Below are 17,605 nucleotides of genomic sequence, written 5' to 3' on the forward strand. Positions count from 1 at the left end.
TGCCGGGACGGGCGCTTTCGGCCGTCCGGAACCGTCGCGGAATGTAGGTGCCTTATGCATCGATCCGTTCCGCCAACCGGTGGACCTGCGCTCTGTTCGTTATCAAGCGGCAGCCCGCAGGCACTTACGCGCCGGTCCCACGGGCTCTACTCTGAGCACGGCTCGATGGTTACTCGCCAGTTAAACAACCAGCCAGTCGTGCAGTGTTGCCGCAGGCCCGGAGGACGTCGTGAGCGAAACCCAGACCCTGATCGAGAACCGGCCGCCTTCGGTGGCGACCCTCTTCACCGAGCGCGTGGCAGCCACGCCGGACGGTGAGGCCTACCGGTACCCGGTGCCCCCCGCCTCGGGCTCGGGCCCCGACGACTGGAAGTCCCTGAGCTGGGGGCAGGCCGCCGAGCGGGTCTACGCCGTCGCGGCCGGACTGATCGACCTGGGCGTGAACGCGGAGGAGCGGGTCGCGCTCGCCTCCTCCACCCGGGTCGAGTGGATCCTCGCCGACCTCGGCGTGATGTGCGCGGGCGGCGCCACCACGACGATCTACCCGTCCACCAACGCGGAGGAGTCGGCGTACATCCTCGCCGACTCCTCGAGCCGGGTGCTGATCGCCGAGGACGCCGTCCAGCTGGCCAAGGCGCGGGAGAAGCGCACCGAGCTGCCCGAGCTGAAGCATGTCGTGGTCATCGACCCGGCCGGCGTCGAGCCGGACAGCACCGAGCCGGAGGGGTGGGTCCTCACCCTGGCCGACCTCGAGGCGCGCGGTGCGAAGTACCTCGCCAAGAACCCGGAGGCGGTCAAGGAGCGGGTCGCGGCGATCACCGCCGACCAACTGGCGACCCTCATCTACACCTCGGGCACCACGGGTCGCCCCAAGGGTGTGCGCCTGCCGCACGACAACTGGTCCTACATGGCGAAGGCCATCGCCGCGACCGGCCTGGTCACCAAGGACGACGTGCAGTACCTCTGGCTGCCGCTCGCCCACGTCTTCGGCAAGGTGCTGACCTCGGGGCAGATCGAGGTCGGCCATGTCACGGCGGTCGACGGCCGCGTCGACAAGATCATCGAGAACCTTCCGGTCGTCCAGCCGACGTACATGGCGGCCGTTCCCCGCATCTTCGAGAAGGTCTACAACGGGGTCGCGGCCAAGGCGCGCGCCGGCGGCGGCGCCAAGTACAAGATCTTCCAGTGGGCCGCGGGAGTCGCCCGCGAGTACGCGAAGGTCACACAGGACAACTTCCGCCGCACCGGTAACGCGTCCGCCCCCTTCGGTCTGAACGCCAAGCACAAGGTCGCCGACGCGCTCGTCTACTCCAAGCTGCGCGAGGCGTTCGGCGGGCGGCTGCGCGCCGCCGTCTCCGGTTCCGCCGCCCTCGCCCCCGACATCGGCTACTTCTTCGCCGGCGCCGGCATCCACATCCTCGAGGGCTACGGTCTGACGGAGTCGAGCGCCGCCTCCTTCGTCAACCCGGGCGAGGCCTACCGCACCGGCACGGTCGGCAAGCCGGTGCCCGGCTGCGAGGTGCGCATCGCCGACGACGGCGAGATCCTGCTCCGCGGCCCCGGGATCATGGAGGGCTACCACAACCTGCCCGAGAAGACCGCCGAGGTCCTCGAGCCCGACGGCTGGTTCCACACCGGCGACATCGGCGAGCTGTCCGCCGACGGCTACCTGCGGATCACGGACCGCAAGAAGGACCTCATCAAGACGTCCGGCGGCAAGTACATCGCGCCCGCCGAGGTCGAGGGCCAGTTCAAGGCGGTGTGCCCGTTCGTGTCCAACATCCTGGTGCACGGCGCGGACCGTAACTTCTGCACCGCGCTGATCGCCCTGGACGAGCCGACGATCCTCGGCTGGGCGGAGGAGAACGGCCTGGGCGGCAAGAGCTACGCCGAGGTCGTCGCCTCTCCGCAGGTCGAGCAGCTCATCGAGGGCTATGTGAAGCGCCTCAACGAGGGGCTCCAGCGCTGGCAGACCATCAAGAAGTTCCGGCTGCTCCCGCGTGACCTGGACATCGAGCACGGCGAACTGACGCCCAGCCTCAAGCTGAAGCGCCCGGTCGTGGAGCGCGAGTACAAGGACCTGATCGAGGACATGTACGCCGGTTCCCGCGAGGCGTGACCCCGCACGAACAGCGGCGGAACGGTGTCGGACCGACGGCCGTTCCGCCGCATGCGTGTGTGCTCTTTAGGCCTTCCTGCCGGTTTCCTTCCCCCTAGTTCGGTGACTCCGTGCTTATGAGCCCCCTCGGTCTGTCACTCTGTCGGTGTCATAAGCGGCGCACGCCAGCACCGACCAGGAGCCGCGGGTGGGGTCCATTCCGATGCAGCGCGAGACCGGCAACTCTTCGACTCCCGTGTGGCCGGCACGGTCCGACCCCAGGCTGGTCGTGCACACCAGCCTGCCCGGCAACCTCCTGGCCCCGGCCGCAGCACGCCGTTTCGTGCGCGACGCCGTCGACGGGTGGACGGGCCTCGGTCTCCTGTCCGGCGGCTCCTGCGCCGACCGGCTTGCCGACGACGCGGCCGTCGTCGTCAGCGAGCTCGTCACCAACGCCGTCGTGCACGCCGGCACCGCGGCGGAACTGCTCTGCCGTTTCGAGGAGTCCACGCACGAGGAACCGGCCGCGCTGGTGGTCGAGGTCTCCGACCACCACCCCGCCAGCGCCGTCACCGGCGGGCCGCACAGCGCCGACGAGTCCGGCACCGCGGACTACGGCCGCGGCCTCCAGCTCGTCGCCTCCCTCGCGGAACGCTGGGGCATCACGTTCCACGCAGCGCTGAAGACGGTCTGGGCCCGCCTGCCGCTCGACGGCCGTGACATCCGCCCGCCCGCCGCCGCGTACTTCGCACCGCCCGCACGCCGGGGCGCGGACGGGACGGAGACGTCCGCGCCGGGGCGCGGGCGTGACGACCTGGAGTGGGTGAGCCGCGGGGCGCCCGCGTTCCTCGCCGAGGCGTCCGACCTGCTCGCCGGGCAACTGGACGAGGACATGGTCGCCGCGCTGGCGGGCCAGCTGCTGGTGCCGCGGCTCGCCGACCGGTGCGCGATCTGGCTGGACGGCGGGGCGAAGGGGCACGGACGAGGGACCGGGGAAGGAGGGACGGGGGCGAGGCTCGTCGGGGTGTGGCACAGCGACGAGGCACGTGTCGGGCCGCTGCGGGAGGCCCTGGGCGAGGAGCCGCCCCTGCTGCCTCTGACGTCGGACGGTGGACCGGTGCCGGTGGCATGGCCGGACGGGACCCACGGCGAGCACCCCGCGCCGCCGCACGGCGCCCCGGCGGCGCAGGACGTCCCCCGGCGAGCGGCCGGGGCGCCGCACCCGCCCGAGCCCGCCGCCGCCACTCCCTACCCGGGCGTGGCCGGGCCGCCCGCCGTCACCGGCACCCAGCAGCCGGCCGGGCCCCTGCCCGCCGAGGAACCGGTCACCGCCCTGGCCTACCGCCTCGGCGTCGGCGGCCACCGTCTCGGCATGCTGCTCGTCGCGCAGAACGGCCCGGCGGGCGTCCCCGCCGAAGTGGCCGCACTCATCGAGGACTTCGCCCGGCGGGTCGCCCTGGCCGTCAGCGCCGCCCGCCGGTACACCCGGCAGGCCACCATCAGCCGGGTCCTCCAGCGCGGCCTGCTGCCGAGCAGGGTGGGACAGATCCCGGGCGTCGACACGTTCCTGGTCTACGAGCCCAGTGACGACGGTGTCGCCGGCGGCGACTTCTACGACGTCTTCCCCGCCGGGTCCGGCGGCCGCTGGTGCTTCATGCTCGGCGACGTCCAGGGCAGCGGGCCGGAGGCCGCCGTCGTCACCGGGCTCGCCAGGCCCTGGCTGCGGCTGCTCGCCCGCGAGGGCTACGAGGTCGGCCAGGTCCTCGACCGGCTCAACGGCCTCCTCCTCGACGACGCGATGGAGGCGGCGGAGGCAGCGGCACTGATCGTCACCGGTGGGCACGGGCCGGGCCTCCCGGACGGGCAGCACGCGCGCTTCCTGTCGCTGCTGTACGGCCAGGTGGTGCCGTCACCGTCCGGCGCCGACGGCGCCCGCTGCACCCTGGCGAGCGCCGGGCACCCGCTGCCCCTGCTGCTCCGGCCCGACGGCACCGTACGGGCCCTGGCCGAGCCGCAGGTGCTGCTCGGGGTCGTCGACGACGTCGCGTACCAGAGCCACACCTTCGACCTGGAGCCCGGTGACACGCTCCTGTGCGTCACCGACGGGGTGACCGAGCGGCGCTCCGGGTCGCGGATGTTCGACGACGAGGACGGTCTCGCGGCCGTCCTGTCCGGATGCGCCGGGCTCACGGCGCAGGGAGTCGCCGAGCGGATCAGGGCCGCGGTGCACGCGTTCGCGCCGACGCCGCCCGGGGACGATCTGGCGCTGCTGGTGCTCCAGGCGGGGCGACCTGCCGGGTGACGGACAATGGGGGCATGCCTTCCGTACTGCCTGACGGCGAGCCCATGCCCGAGGACGGCGCGCTGCCCGCGTCCGCCCTCCACGGCGCCGAAGCCCGGCCGCTGGCCTTCTACCTGCACGTGCCGTACTGCGCGACGCGCTGCGGCTACTGCGACTTCAACACCTACACGGCCACCGAGCTGCGCGGCTCGGGGGGAGTGCTCGCCTCCCGAGACAACTACGCCGAGACCCTGGCGGACGAGGTCCGTCTCGCCCGCAAGGTCCTCGGCGACGACCCGCGGCCGGTGCGGACGGTGTTCGTGGGCGGGGGCACACCGACACTGCTGGCCGCCGGTGATCTCGTACGGATGCTGGACGTGGTGCGTCAGGAGTTCGGTCTCGCCGACGACGCGGAGATCACGACGGAGGCGAACCCGGAGTCCGTCGACCCGGCCTATCTGGCGGCCCTGCGGGAGGGCGGCTTCAACCGGGTCTCCTTCGGTATGCAGAGCGCGCGGCAGCACGTGCTGAAGGTGCTCGACCGCACCCACACCCCCGGCCGGCCGGAAGCGTGCGTGGCGGAGGCGCGGGCCGCGGGCTTCGACCATGTGAACCTCGACCTGATCTACGGCACCCCGGGCGAGAGCGACGACGACTGGCGGGCCTCGCTGGAGGCCGCCGTGGGCGCGGGACCGGACCATGTGTCGGCGTACGCGCTGATCGTGGAGGAGGGCACACAGCTCGCGCGCCGCATCCGCCGCGGCGAGGTGCCCATGACCGACGACGACGTCCACGCCGACCGCTATCTGATCGCCGACGAGGTGCTCGGCGCGGCCGGCTACGACTGGTACGAGGTCTCCAACTGGGCCACGTCGCCGGAAGGCCGCTGCCTGCACAACGAGCTGTACTGGCGCGGCGCCGACTGGTGGGGCGCCGGCCCTGGGGCGCACAGCCACGTCGGCGGCGTGCGCTGGTGGAACGTCAAGCACCCGGGCGCGTACGCGGCAGCCCTGGCGGAGGGCCGCTCGCCCGGCGCGGGCCGCGAGCTCCTCCCCGACGAGGACCGCCGCGTGGAGCGGATCCTTCTCGAGCTGCGCCTGCGGGACGGCGTACCGCTGGACCTCCTGCGTGAGGCCGGCCTCGCGGCGGCCGCCCGTTCCCTGGCCGACGGGCTGCTGGAGCCCGGCGCGTACGAGGCCGGGCGCGCGGTGCTGACCCTGCGGGGACGGCTGCTGGCGGACGCGGTGGTGCGGGACCTGGTGGACTGAGGGACCGGCCGGAGTGAACGACCACCGGCCGGAGTGATACCGGCCGGAGTGAATGCCCCCCTCGGCCGGACAGGTCTAGTCGGACACGGTCACGAAGTCGATCAATTCCTCGACCCGCCCCAGCAGCGCAGGCTCCAGGTCCTTGTACGAACGGACCTTGGAGAGGATGTGCTGCCAGGCCGCGCCCGTGTTCTCCGGCCAGCCGAGGGCGCGGCACACGCCCGTCTTCCAGTCCTGACCGCGCGGCACCGTGGGCCACGCGGGGATGCCCACGGAAGAGGGCTTCACCGCCTCCCACACGTCGATGTACGGGTGGCCCACCACCAGCACGTGCGGGTCGGTGACCGAGGCCGCGATACGGGACTCCTTGGAGCCCTCGACCAGGTGGTCCACCAGGACGCCGAGGCGGGCGTCGGGACCGGGGGAGAAGTCCGCCACGATCGACGGCAGGTCGTCGACGCCCTCCAGGTACTCGACCACCACGCCCTCGATCCGCAGGTCGTCGCCCCACACCCGCTCCACGAGCTCGGCGTCGTGGCGGCCCTCCACGTAGATGCGGCCCGCGCGGGCGACCCGGGCCCGGGCGCCGGGAACGGCGAGAGAGCCGGAGGCCGTACGGGACGGACGTGCCGGGCCGGCCGGGGCCGGACGGACCAGCGTGACGACCTTGCCCTCCAGCAGGAAGCCCCGCGGCTCGAGCGGGAACACCCGGTGCTTGCCGAAGCGGTCCTCCAGGGTGACGGTCCCCGCCTCGCAGCGGATCACGGCGCCGCAGAAGCCGGTCGACACCTCCTCCACCACAAGCTCAGGGTCGGCCGGGACCTCCGGCACGGGCTTCGACCGCTTCCACGGCGGCGTGAGATCAGGGCTGTAGCTGCGCATTCGCACGACGATACGGCCGCACGCCGCTACGACACGCCGAAACGCGCCGCCAGTTCGTCGCGCTGGGCCCGTACGAACGCCGCGTCGACCACCGCGCCGTGCCCGGGGACGTACAGGGCGTCCTCACCGCCGAGGGCCAGCAGCCTGTCGAGGGCGGCGGGCCACTGGGGCCCGACGGCGTCCCGGCCGGCCTGCGGCTCCCCGGATTCCTCCACCAGGTCTCCGCAGAACACCACTTCCCGTTCGGCGGGCACCAGCAGCGCCAGGTCGTGGCCCGTGTGGCCGGGGCCCACATTGGCCAGCAGCACCTGGCGGCCTCCCAGGTCGAGCGTCCACTCCCCGCACACCGCATGCTGCGGCGCCACCACCATGTCCGCGGCCTCCGCCGCCTCCTCGGCAGCGACCCCGTGCCGGATCGCGGACGCGCGGAGCGCGTCCCGCTCCCGGCGCAGCAGCGTGTCCATGCCCACAGCCCCGTACACCTCCGCCCCCGCGAAGGCCGCCGTGCCCAGCACATGGTCGAAGTGGGGATGGCTGAGTGCGATGTGCGTCACGCGGCGCCCCCCGAGCAGCCCCTGTGCCTGGGCCCGCAGCTCGGCCCCCTCGCGGAGCGTGGAGCCCGTGTCGTACAGCAGCACGGCGTCCTGGCCGACGACCAGGCCGGCGGTCGCGTCCCACCTCGGGAGGCGGCGGCGGCCGACCCCCTCGGCCACTCGTTCCCAGCCGAAGTCTTCCCAACTGACGTCCATACGGCGACGCTATCCGCATCACATCCGCATCGACCTGCGCGGGCCGCACGAGCGCGTGTCCGACCGCACGGTCGGCCACCCTTGCTACCCGCGTACCCGGCAGCCGTACACTGGCCGGGGGAATGCTGGCACTCGGGCGCACCGAGTGCCAGGACACACAGAGGAACCACAGCTGGAGGTGCGCGAATGCTCAGCGAACGCAGGCTCGAGGTGCTGCGCGCCATCGTCCAGGACTACGTCGGCACCGAGGAGCCTGTCGGCTCCAAGGCCCTCACGGAGCGTCACAACCTCGGCGTCTCCCCGGCCACCGTCCGCAACGACATGGCCGTGCTGGAGGAGGAGGGCTTCATCGCCCAGCCCCACACGAGCGCCGGGCGGATCCCCACGGACAAGGGGTACCGGCTGTTCGTCGACCGGCTGGCCGGCGTCAAGCCGCTGTCGTCGCCGGAGCGCCGCGCCATCCAGAACTTCCTGGACGGGGCGGTCGACCTCGACGACGTCGTGGGACGTACGGTGCGGCTGCTGGCGCAGTTGACCCGGCAGGTCGCCGTCGTCCAGTACCCGTCGCTTACCCGGTCCACGGTCCGGCACGTGGAGCTCCTCTCCCTCGCGCCCGCCCGCCTGATGCTCGTGCTGATCACGGACACGGGCCGGGTCGAGCAGCGCATGATCGACTGCCCCGCCCCGTTCGGCGACGCCTCGCTCGCGGACCTGCGGGCCCGGCTCAACAGCCGGGTCGTGGGACGCCGCTTCGCGGACGTGCCGCAGCTGGTGCAGGACCTTCCCGAATCCTTCGAGCACGAGGACCGCGGCACCGTCTCCACGGTGCTCTCCACACTGCTCGAGACCCTGGTCGAGGAGACCGAGGAGCGGCTCGTGATCGGCGGCACCGCCAATCTGACCCGCTTCGGGCACGACTTCCCGCTGACCATCCGGCCGGTGCTGGAGGCGCTCGAGGAGCATGTGGTGCTCCTCAAGCTGCTCGGCGAGGCGAACGAGTCGGGCGGTATGGGCATGACCGTACGTATCGGTCACGAGAACGCCCATGAAGGCCTCAACTCCACGTCCGTGGTCTCGGTCGGCTACGGTTCGGGCGACGAGGCAGTAGCGAAACTCGGCGTGGTCGGACCGACCCGCATGGACTACCCCGGAACGATGGGAGCGGTACGCGCAGTGGCACGTTACGTCGGACAGATCCTGGCGGAGTCGTAAGTGGCCACGGACTACTACGCCGTACTCGGCGTACGCCGCGACGCATCGCAGGACGAGATCAAGAAGGCCTTCCGCCGCCTCGCGCGCGAACTCCACCCGGACGTGAATCCGGACCCGAAGACGCAGGAGCGCTTCAAGGAGATCAACGCCGCGTACGAGGTGCTCTCGGACCCGCAGAAGAAGCAGGTCTACGACCTCGGCGGTGACCCGCTCTCGCAGGCCGGGGGCGGCGGCGCCGGAGGCTTCGGTGCGGGCGGCTTCGGCAACTTCTCCGACATCATGGACGCGTTCTTCGGCACGGCGTCGCAGCGCGGGCCGCGCTCGCGTACGCGCCGCGGCCAGGACGCGATGATCCGGCTGGAGATCGAGCTGGGCGAAGCGGCCTTCGGCACCACGAAGGACATCCAGGTCGACACGGCCGTCGTCTGTACGACCTGCTCCGGCGAGGGCGCGGCGCCCGGCACGTCGGCGCAGACCTGCGACATGTGCCGCGGGCGCGGCGAGGTCTCGCAGGTGACGCGGTCCTTCCTGGGCCAGGTCATGACGTCGCGGCCCTGCCCCCAGTGCCAGGGCTTCGGCACGGTCGTGCCGACCCCGTGCCCCGAGTGCGCCGGCGACGGCCGCGTCCGGTCGCGGCGGACGCTGACCGTGAAGATCCCGGCCGGTGTCGACAACGGCACCCGGATCCAGCTCGCGGGCGAGGGCGAGGTCGGCCCCGGCGGCGGCCCCGCCGGTGACCTGTACGTCGAGATCCACGAGGTCGCCCACCCCGTCTTCCAGCGGCGCGGCGACGACCTGCACTGCACGGTGACGATCCCCATGACCGCGGCGGCGCTGGGCACGAAGTGCCCGCTCGAGACGCTCGACGGCGTGGAGGAGGTCGACATCCGTCCGGGCACGCAGTCCGGCCAGTCGATCCCGCTGCACGGCCGCGGGATCACGCACCTGCGCGGTGGCGGCCGGGGCGACCTGATCGTGCATGTCGAGGTGACGACGCCGACGAAGCTGGACGTGGAGCAGGAGCGACTGCTGAGGGACCTGGCGAAGCTGCGGGGCGAGGAGCGGCCGCTGGGCCAGTTCCAGCCGGGCCAGCAGGGGCTGTTCTCGCGGCTGAAGGACGCGTTCAACGGGCGTTAGCCCGGTGGTGGGCGGGGCGGGTCCGCTGCGCGGGGCGGTGTCCCCTCCCCGCCCCTCCCCTTCCCGTAACCGGGGTCTCCTCCCCCTACGCCTGGCGGCGTGGGGTGACCCCCACCGGACCCCCGCGCCTCGATCGCGGACGGGGCTGGTTTCGCGAAGCGAAATCCAGCCCGCCTGGGGGCACCTCCCACGGCCGCCAGGCGTAGGGGGAGATCGAGGGCACCGCGCGGAGCGCGGTACGGGAATCCGGGGCCTGCCCGCCACGCGGCGGAGCCGCACATCGGCACGGCGGTAAGGGGCGGGTAGGGGGAAGCATGCCCCTGCGGGCCCGACGCGGGTTCGGGCGGAATGGGGGATTCGGACCCGTCGCGGGGACGTGGCACGATGCGTGCATGTCGTCATCCGCACTGGCCGGCCTCTGCCGTCATCCGATCGTGCAGGCACCCATGGCCGGCGGCGCTTCCTGTCCGCAGTTGGTCGCCGCCGTGTCGGAGACCGGTGGGCTGGGCTTCCTGGCCGCCGGGTACAAGACGGCGGACGGGATGTACGAAGAGGTCAAACAGGTCCGCGGGCTGACCGCGCGGCCTTTCGGCGTCAACCTGTTCATGCCGCAGCCCGGCAACGCCGACCCCGCCGCCCTCGGTGTCTACCAGGACCAGCTCGCCGGTGAGTCCGCCTGGTACGAGACGCCGCTCGGTGATCCCGACAGGGGACGGGACGACGGTTACGACGCGAAGCTCGCGATCCTGCTCGACGACCCCGTCCCGGTCGTCTCGTTCACCTTCGGCTGTCCCTCGCGCAGCGTCATCGAGTCGTTCAGCAAGGCGGGCACCTTCACGATCGTGACCGTCACCACGCCGGAGGAGGCGCGGGCGGCCCAGTGGGCCGGTGCCGACGCGGTGTGTGTGCAGGGCGTCGAGGCCGGCGGCCATCAGGGCACGCACCGGGACGACCCCGCGACCGACGGGTCCGGTTACGGACTGCTCGCGCTTCTCGCACTGGTGAAGGAGACCGTACAGATGCCTGTCATCGCCGCCGGCGGACTGATGCGCGGCAGTCAGATCGCCGCGGTCCTGGCGGCCGGGGCGAGTGCCGCCCAGCTCGGTACCGCGTTCCTGGTGTGCCCCGAGTCGGGGGCACACCCGGTACACAAACAGGCCATGACCGACCCGCTGTTCGTGCGCACCGACCTGACCCGGGCCTTCTCCGGGCGGCCTGCGCGGGGGCTGGTGAACAGGTTCATGCGGGAGCACGGGCCGTACGCGCCGGCCGCGTACCCCGAGGTGCACCATCTGACGAGCGGGCTGCGCAAGGCCGCCGCGAAGGCGGGCGACGCGCAGGGCATGTCGCTGTGGGCGGGCCAGGGGCACCGGCTGGCGCGTGAGATGCCCGCCGCCCAGCTGGTGGGGGTGCTGGCGGCGGAGGCGGACTCGGCACGGGCCGCGCTGTCGCTCGGCGGTGGTGTGTGATGACCGCTCCTGTCTTCCTCGTCGAATCGCTCGCGGGCGTCGCGCCCGGCGCGACCGTCGTCCTGGACGGGCCGGAGGGTCGGCACGCCGTCTCCGTGCGCAGGCTCCAGCCGGGCGAGGACGTCGTCCTCACGGACGGCGGCGGCCGCGGAGCGTCGGGCACCGTCGTCTCCACCGAGGGCAAGGACCGTCTGACGGTCGAGGTGAGCGAGTGCCCCGAGGAGCCGCAGCCGGTGCCCCGCATCACCGTCGTGCAGGCGCTGCCCAAGGGTGACCGCGGCGAACTCGCCGTGGAGACCATGACCGAGACCGGTGTGGACGCGGTCGTGCCGTGGTCGGCGGCGCGCTGCATCACCCAGTGGAAGGGCGAGCGCGGCGCGAAGTCGCTCGCCAAGTGGCGGGCGACGGCCCGTGAGGCGGGCAAGCAGTCGCGCAGGCTCCGCTTCCCGGAGGTCGCGGAGCCGGCAACGACCAAGCAGGTCGCGGCACTTCTGGCGGACGCGGACTTCGCCGCGGTGCTTCACGAGGAGGGCGCCATGCCGCTCGCCACGGCGGAACTCCCCACGGAGGGCTCGATCGTGCTCGTGGTCGGCCCCGAGGGCGGTGTGTCCCCGCAGGAGCTCGACCTGTTCGCGGAGGCGGGCGCCAGGCCGTACCGGCTGGGACGCAGCGTGCTGCGTACGTCCACGGCCGGCACGGCGGCGACGGCGCTCCTGCTGGGGCGCACCGGCCGCTGGTCCTGAGCGGGGCGGTCCGTCGGCTCAGCCGGCCTGAAGGGGCGGCCCCTGTCGGCTCAGCCGGCCGGGCCTGCCGGCACGTCGCCGGCCACCGCGTCGAACAGCGGCCACCCGTCGGTCTCGACCGTCCGCGGCGTGTCCGGCAGGAGCCCGCGGGCGGTGGCCGCGTCCAGGAACCGCCGTGCCACGCCCGGTTCGTAGAGATTCAGCCAGGTCCCGCCGGAGACCACGGCACCCGCCTCGAAGTACCCGCCGGAGACGATCCGGCCGGGGCCTTCCCGGAAGACGACCGCCAGGCGCTGCTGCGTTCCCTCGCGCCACAGCGACAGCGTCGTACGGCAGTCACGGGTGCCCGAGCCGTCCCGTGTGTGGCGGTGCCTCACCGACCACATGTACACGTTGCCCGCGTCCACGACGAGGCGGCGGGCGCGCCGGAGCTTCCTGGCCATGACCCGACCGTACGGGCGGCACCATGGCCGCAACCACTCTTTTACCGGCCGGGAGGTGCTGGCACTCTGGCTTCATGCCCGCCCGGACCAGAGCACGGCGCGCCTTGGCCGCGATCGCCGTCGCAGCAGCGGCAGTTCCCGCCCTCGTGGCCTGCGAGCCCACCGCAGGAGGGCTGAACACCGGTGCCGTGGCCGTCACCACCGACCTGACCGCGACCAGCACGCTCGAGCGGCTCAAGTTCGAGGTCGCCTGGCTCAGTTGCACGGCGAAGGCCGACACCCCCGCCACCGCCTCGCCCGGTTCCACCGCCTCGCCCGGTTCCGGTCCAAGCCGTGCCTCCGTGGACTGCCAGGGTGAGACCGGGTCCGGTCAGGACATCACCGTCACCGGCAAGGTGACGGAGGAACGCGGCGGGAAGTGTGTCCGTGGCGATCTGACCGCACGGATCGAGAAGAAGATCGTCTTTCAGGCGACCATGCTCGGCGACTGCAGTGCCGCACCGAGCAGTGCGCCGGCCGGCGACCCTCCCGCTCCCGGGAGGCCGTACCCGACCGTCACCGTCACCGTCACCGAAACGGTGACCGCCGTTCCGGGCAAGTGATCCAAAAACCACACCCTGAGGCTCCCACCTGCCTAGGGTGACGGTGTGACGCACCCTGCCTACCTCCGGTACCCGCATCTGCACGGCGAGTTGATCGCCTTCACCGCCGAGGACGACGTCTGGGTCGCGCCGCTCGACGGCGGCCGGGCGTGGCGCGTGAGCGCCGACAACATGCCCGTGAACCACCCCAGGATCTCTCCCGACGGCACCCGTATCGCCTGGTCCTCGTACCGCGACGGCACGCCGGAGGTCCACCTGGCGCCCGTCGACGGCGGCCCTTCCGACCGGCTCACCCACTGGGGCAGCCACAAGACCTCCGTACGGGGCTGGACCCCCGACGGCCGGGTCCTGGCGCTCACCACGCACGGGCAGGCGTCGCTGCGCCGCACCTGGGCGCACGCGGTGCCGCTCGACGGCGGCCCTTCCGAAATCCTCCCGTACGGGCCCGTCGGCGGCGTCGCGTACGGCCCTCGCACGCTGCTGCTGTCGGCCACCATGGGGCGCGAGGCCGCGGCCTGGAAGCGCTACCGCGGCGGCACGGCGGGCAAGTTGTGGATCGAGGGGGAGACCGAGGGCGAGTTCGTACGCCTCCACGAGGACATCGACGGGAACGTCGAATACCCCCTGTGGGTGGGCGAGCGGGTCGCGTTCCTCTCCGACCACGAGGGTGTCGGCGCCCTGTACTCGTCGCTGCCCGACGGCTCGGACCTGCGCCGCCACACCGGCCTGGACGGCTTCTACGCCCGCCACGCGGCGACCGACGGCACCCGTGTCGCCTACGCCTGCGCCGGCGAGCTGTGGCTGCTGGAGGGCCTGGACGGCGAGCAGCCGCGCCGCCTGGACATCCGGCTCGGCGGCCAGCGCACCGATCTCCAGCCCCGGCCGATCGACGCCGGCCACCACCTCGGCGCGGCGGACCCGGACCACACCGGCCGCGGCAGCGCCGTGGAGATCCGCGGCGGCATCCACTGGGTCACCCACCGTGGAGGACCCGCGCGTTCGCTCGCCGTCGAACCGGGCGTACGGGCGAGGATGCCGCGTACGTTCGGCGTCGACGGCGAGCAGTACGTCGTCTGGGTGACCGACGCGGAGGGCGACGACGCGCTCGAGTTCGCGCCCGCCACCGGTACCGCCGCCGGCGCCACTCCGCGCAGACTCGCCGCGGGCCGGCTCGGCCGGGTACTGGCACTCGCCGTCGCCCCCGACGGCAGCCGCGCCGCCGTCGCCTCGCACGACGGCCGCGTCCTCCTCGTCGAGCGCGAGACGGGGGAGGTCCGCGAGGTGGACCGCAGCGAGCACGGCGACGCCGACGGCCTCGTCTTCTCGCCCGACTCGGCATGGCTCGCCTGGTCCCACCCCGGCCCCAGCCCGCTGCGGCAGATCAAACTCGCCAACACCGGTGATCTGACCGTCTCCGAGGCGACACCGCTGCGGTTCGCCGACTTCCAGCCCGCCTTCACCCTCGACGGCAAGCACCTCGCGTTCCTCTCGGAGCGCGCCTTCGACCCCGTCTACGACGCGCACGTCTTCGACCTGGCCTTCGTGGGCGGGTGCCGGCCGCACCTGATCACGCTGGCGGCGACCACGCCCTCGCCGTTCGGGCCGCAGCGGCACGGCCGGCCCTTCGAGGCGGACAAGGACGGCTCGTCGGAGACGGACGACGGCTCGGCGCCCGTCACCCGTATCGACCTCGACGGGCTCGCCGACCGCATCGTGCCGTTCCCGGTCGAGGCCGCCAGCTACTCGACTTTGCGCGCCGCCAAGGACGGTCTGCTGTGGCTGCGCCACCCGCTGCGCGGGGTCCTCGGCGCGGGCCGCGCCACCCCCGACGACCCGGGGCCCCGGACCACCCTGGAGCGCTACGACCTGGGGCAGCAGCGGGTCGAGGAACTCGCCTCCGACGCCTCCTACTTCCGCGTCAGCGGCGACGGCAAGCGGGTTCTGCTGTACACCGGCGACAAGCTCAAGGTCGTTCCCAGCGACCGCGAGGCCTCGCACGACGACGGTGACAACGACCAGGCCGCGAGCATCACCGTCGACCTGTCCCGGGTGCGTCGCACCGTCGAACCGGCCGCCGAATGGCGGCAGATGTACGACGAGGCCGGGCGGCTCATGCGGGACCACTTCTGGCGGCCCGACCTCGGCGGTGTCGACTGGGCGGGCGTCCTCGAGCGCTACCGGCCCGTCCTCGACCGCGTCGCGACCCACGACGACCTCGTCGACCTGCTGTGGGAGGTGCAGGGCGAGCTCGGCACCTCGCACGCGTACGTCATCCCCCACGGCGACCACGGCGACGCGTCCACCCGGCAGGGACTGCTCGGCGCGGACATCTCCCGTACCGAGGACGGCAGTTGGCGCATCGACCGCATCCTGCCGTCCGAGTCCTCCGACCCCCACGCGCACTCGCCGCTGGCCGCGCCCGGTGTCGCCCTGCGCGCCGGTGACACGCTGCTCGCCGTGGACGGCCGGCCCGTCGACCCGGTCAGGGGCCCCGGGCCACTGCTCGTCGGCGCGGCCGGCAAGGCGGTCGAACTGACCGTCTCACCGGCGGGCGGCGGCGACCCCCGGCACGCCGTCGTCGTCCCCCTCGCCGACGAGGAACCCCTGCGGTACCACGCGTGGGTCGCCGACCGGCGCGCCTATGTGCACGAGAAGTCCGGCGGGCGCCTGGGCTACCTGCACGTGCCGGACATGCAGGCCCCCGGCTGGGCGCAGATCCACCGCGACCTGCGGGTGGAGGTGGCGAAGGACGGCCTCGTCGTGGACGTACGGGAGAACCGCGGAGGGCACACCTCACAGCTCGTCGTCGAGAAGCTGGCCCGCCGCATCGTGGGCTGGGACCTGCCGCGCGGCATGCAGCCGTCCAGCTACCCGCTGGATGCCCCGCGGGGTCCGGTCGTCGCCGTCGCCAACGAGTTCTCCGGCTCCGACGGCGACATCGTCAACGCGGCGATCAAGGCGCTGGGCATCGGCCCCGTGGTCGGCACCCGCACCTGGGGCGGCGTCGTGGGCATCGACAGCCGCTACTCCCTCATCGACGGCACGCTGGTCACCCAGCCGAAGTACGCCTTCTGGCTGGAGGGTTACGGCTGGGACGTGGAGAACCGCGGCGTCGACCCGGACGTCGAGGTCGTCCCCGCCCCGCAGGACCACGCGGCGGGACGCGACCCGCAACTGGACGAGGCGGTGCGTCTGGCGCTGGAGGCGCTCGCGTCGACGCCGGCGAAGCAGCCGCCGTCCCTGCCGTAGCCGTTGCCGGGCCCCCGGTCCGCCCGCCCGGCCCCATGGGCCGGGCGGGCGGACCGCGCCCGGGCGGTGCCGGGGGCGGCCGGGCCGATAGCATGCGGGCGGAAGTGGTCGAGCTCGAGGGAGGACCGGGGAATGGCCGGAGAACCGCAGGCGGACTGTCTGTTCTGCAAGATCGTCTCAGGGGAGGTGCCCGCCACGGTCGTCCGTGAGACGGAGACCACCCTCGCCTTCCGCGACATAAACCCCCAGGCCCCCACGCACGTCCTCGTCATCCCCAAGGCGCACTACCCGGACGCCGCCTCCCTCGCCGTCGGCGCGCCGCAGCTGGCCGCCGACGTGCTGCACGAGGCCGGGCAGGTCGCCGCCGACGAGAAGGCGGACCGGAGCGGCTACCGGATCGTCTTCAACACCGGGTCCGGCGCCGGGCAGACCGTCTTCCACGCGCACGCGCACGTCCTCGGAGGCCGCGGCCTCGAGTGGCCCCCCGGCTAGACCGGAGGACCGCGCAGTGTCCGTACGCGAACTCGTGGTGCTGGGCACCGCCAGCCAGGTCCCGACCCGGCACCGCAACCACAACGGCTATCTCCTGCGCTGGGACGGAGAGGGACTCCTCTTCGATCCCGGCGAGGGCACCCAGCGGCAGATGCTGCGCGCCGGGGTGTCCGCGCACGACATCAACCGGATCTGTGTCACGCACTTCCATGGTGACCACTCCCTCGGTGTCGCCGGGGTCATCCAGCGGATCAACCTCGACCAGGTGCCGCACCCGGTGTCCGCGCACTACCCGGCCAGCGGCCAGCGGTTCTTCGACCGGCTGCGGTACGCGACGGCGTACCGCGAGACGGTGAAGCTGAAGGAGGTCCCGGTCGCCGCCGACGGCGTCGTCGCACGGACCGGCGGGTACACGCTCCACGCGCACCGGCTCTCGCACCCCGTCGAGTCGTACGGCTACCGGCTCGTCGAGCCGGACGGCCGCCGGATGCTGCCCGAGAAGCTGGCCGCGTACGGCATCAAGGGCCCGGACGTGGGCCGGCTCCAGCGGGACGGCGAGCTCGGCGGCGTCACGCTCGACGACGTGAGCGAGGTGCGCCGGGGACAGCGGTTCGCCTTCGTGATGGACACCCGGCTCTGCGACGGCGTACATGTGCTCGCGGAGGGCTGCGACATGCTCGTCATCGAGTCGACGTTCCTCGACGAGGACGGCCGGCTGGCCGCGGAGCACGGCCATCTGACCGCGGGTCAGGCGGGCCTCGTCGCGCACCGGGGAGGCGTCCGCCACCTCGTGCTGACGCACTTCTCGCAGCGCTACACCGACGCCGCCGCCGAGTTCGAGCGGCAGGCCAGGGCGGCCGGTTTCGACGGCGAGGTGACCGTCGCCAGGGACCTGTGGCGCATTCCGGTGCCCAAGCGGTCCTGAGGCGACGGCCCCTCGCGGCCGTCCGCGACGCGGTTGCTGTTCGCGCGGGGCCGGT

The 17,605-nt window shown here is 72.9% G+C and carries 14 protein-coding genes; 11 read left to right on the forward strand and 3 right to left on the reverse strand.

Going from position 1 to position 17,605, the window contains the following annotated elements; translation table 11 throughout:
- Nucleotides 1–229 precede the first annotated feature (229 nt).
- From ACIPJI_RS02170 to hemW, 3 genes are all read left to right on the forward strand, one after another.
- A complete protein-coding gene (locus ACIPJI_RS02170; protein ID WP_402243946.1) occupies nt 230–2,119 on the forward strand; it encodes an AMP-dependent synthetase/ligase in 1,890 nt (629 codons plus the stop codon).
- A gap of 202 nt (nt 2,120–2,321) precedes the next feature.
- Nucleotides 2,322–4,400 (forward strand): SpoIIE family protein phosphatase, encoded by a 2,079-nt coding sequence (locus ACIPJI_RS02175; protein ID WP_402244726.1) that lies wholly within the window; start codon nt 2,322–2,324, stop codon nt 4,398–4,400.
- 14 nt (nt 4,401–4,414) lie between these two features.
- The gene (gene hemW, locus ACIPJI_RS02180) at nt 4,415–5,647 is read left to right on the forward strand and encodes a radical SAM family heme chaperone HemW (RefSeq protein ID WP_356620939.1); all 1,233 of its coding nucleotides are present in this window, start codon (nt 4,415–4,417) and stop codon (nt 5,645–5,647) included.
- Between the two features lie 75 nt (nt 5,648–5,722).
- Here hemW and ACIPJI_RS02185 read toward each other — a convergent pair whose 3' ends face one another.
- The gene (locus ACIPJI_RS02185; RefSeq protein WP_356620938.1) at nt 5,723–6,529 is read right to left on the reverse strand and encodes a DUF3097 domain-containing protein; all 807 of its coding nucleotides are present in this window, start codon (nt 6,527–6,529) and stop codon (nt 5,723–5,725) included.
- A 26-nt stretch (nt 6,530–6,555) separates the two neighbouring features.
- Nucleotides 6,556–7,278 carry an MBL fold metallo-hydrolase gene (locus tag ACIPJI_RS02190; RefSeq protein ID WP_356620937.1) on the reverse strand — a complete coding sequence of 241 codons (723 nt, stop codon included), beginning with the start codon at nt 7,276–7,278 and terminating at the stop codon, nt 6,556–6,558.
- 186 nt (nt 7,279–7,464) lie between these two features.
- On the opposite strand from ACIPJI_RS02190, the gene hrcA reads away from it, so the two are divergent.
- The 4 genes from hrcA (at nt 7,465) to ACIPJI_RS02210 (ending at nt 11,839) form a co-directional block, all read left to right on the forward strand.
- Entirely contained in the window at nt 7,465–8,490 is a 1,026-nt protein-coding gene (gene hrcA / locus ACIPJI_RS02195; RefSeq protein WP_307706371.1) for a heat-inducible transcriptional repressor HrcA, read from the forward strand.
- Complete coding sequence (gene dnaJ / locus ACIPJI_RS02200; protein ID WP_307706370.1) at nt 8,491–9,627, forward strand: molecular chaperone DnaJ; 1,137 nt, start codon at nt 8,491–8,493, stop codon at nt 9,625–9,627.
- A 392-nt stretch (nt 9,628–10,019) separates the two neighbouring features.
- Nucleotides 10,020–11,096, forward strand: coding sequence for a nitronate monooxygenase (locus tag ACIPJI_RS02205; protein WP_402243948.1), 1,077 nt, complete (start codon nt 10,020–10,022; stop codon nt 11,094–11,096).
- Nucleotides 11,096–11,839 carry a 16S rRNA (uracil(1498)-N(3))-methyltransferase gene (locus tag ACIPJI_RS02210; RefSeq protein WP_402243950.1) on the forward strand — a complete coding sequence of 248 codons (744 nt, stop codon included), beginning with the start codon at nt 11,096–11,098 and terminating at the stop codon, nt 11,837–11,839. The genes ACIPJI_RS02205 and ACIPJI_RS02210 overlap by 1 nt, the downstream gene beginning before the upstream one ends.
- Nucleotides 11,840–11,889: 50 nt before the next feature.
- Here the strand turns inward: ACIPJI_RS02210 and ACIPJI_RS02215 are convergent, their stop codons facing one another.
- Complete coding sequence (locus ACIPJI_RS02215; protein WP_307706367.1) at nt 11,890–12,282, reverse strand: hypothetical protein; 393 nt, start codon at nt 12,280–12,282, stop codon at nt 11,890–11,892.
- A gap of 74 nt (nt 12,283–12,356) precedes the next feature.
- On the opposite strand from ACIPJI_RS02215, the gene ACIPJI_RS02220 reads away from it, so the two are divergent.
- From ACIPJI_RS02220 to ACIPJI_RS02235, 4 genes are all read left to right on the forward strand, one after another.
- Nucleotides 12,357–12,884 (forward strand): hypothetical protein, encoded by a 528-nt coding sequence (locus ACIPJI_RS02220; RefSeq protein WP_356620933.1) that lies wholly within the window; start codon nt 12,357–12,359, stop codon nt 12,882–12,884.
- A gap of 45 nt (nt 12,885–12,929) precedes the next feature.
- Nucleotides 12,930–16,133, forward strand: coding sequence for a S41 family peptidase (locus tag ACIPJI_RS02225; protein ID WP_356620932.1), 3,204 nt, complete (start codon nt 12,930–12,932; stop codon nt 16,131–16,133).
- A 132-nt stretch (nt 16,134–16,265) separates the two neighbouring features.
- Nucleotides 16,266–16,625 (forward strand): histidine triad nucleotide-binding protein, encoded by a 360-nt coding sequence (locus ACIPJI_RS02230; RefSeq protein WP_307706364.1) that lies wholly within the window; start codon nt 16,266–16,268, stop codon nt 16,623–16,625.
- A 16-nt stretch (nt 16,626–16,641) separates the two neighbouring features.
- Nucleotides 16,642–17,550, forward strand: a complete 909-nt coding sequence (locus ACIPJI_RS02235) for a ribonuclease Z (protein WP_356620931.1) — start codon at nt 16,642–16,644, stop codon at nt 17,548–17,550.
- Nucleotides 17,551–17,605: the final 55 nt, after the last annotated feature.

Origin of the sequence: Streptomyces sp. NPDC086835 (assembly GCF_044745705.1) — a bacterium.
Classification (GTDB): Bacteria; Actinomycetota; Actinomycetes; order Streptomycetales; family Streptomycetaceae; genus Streptomyces.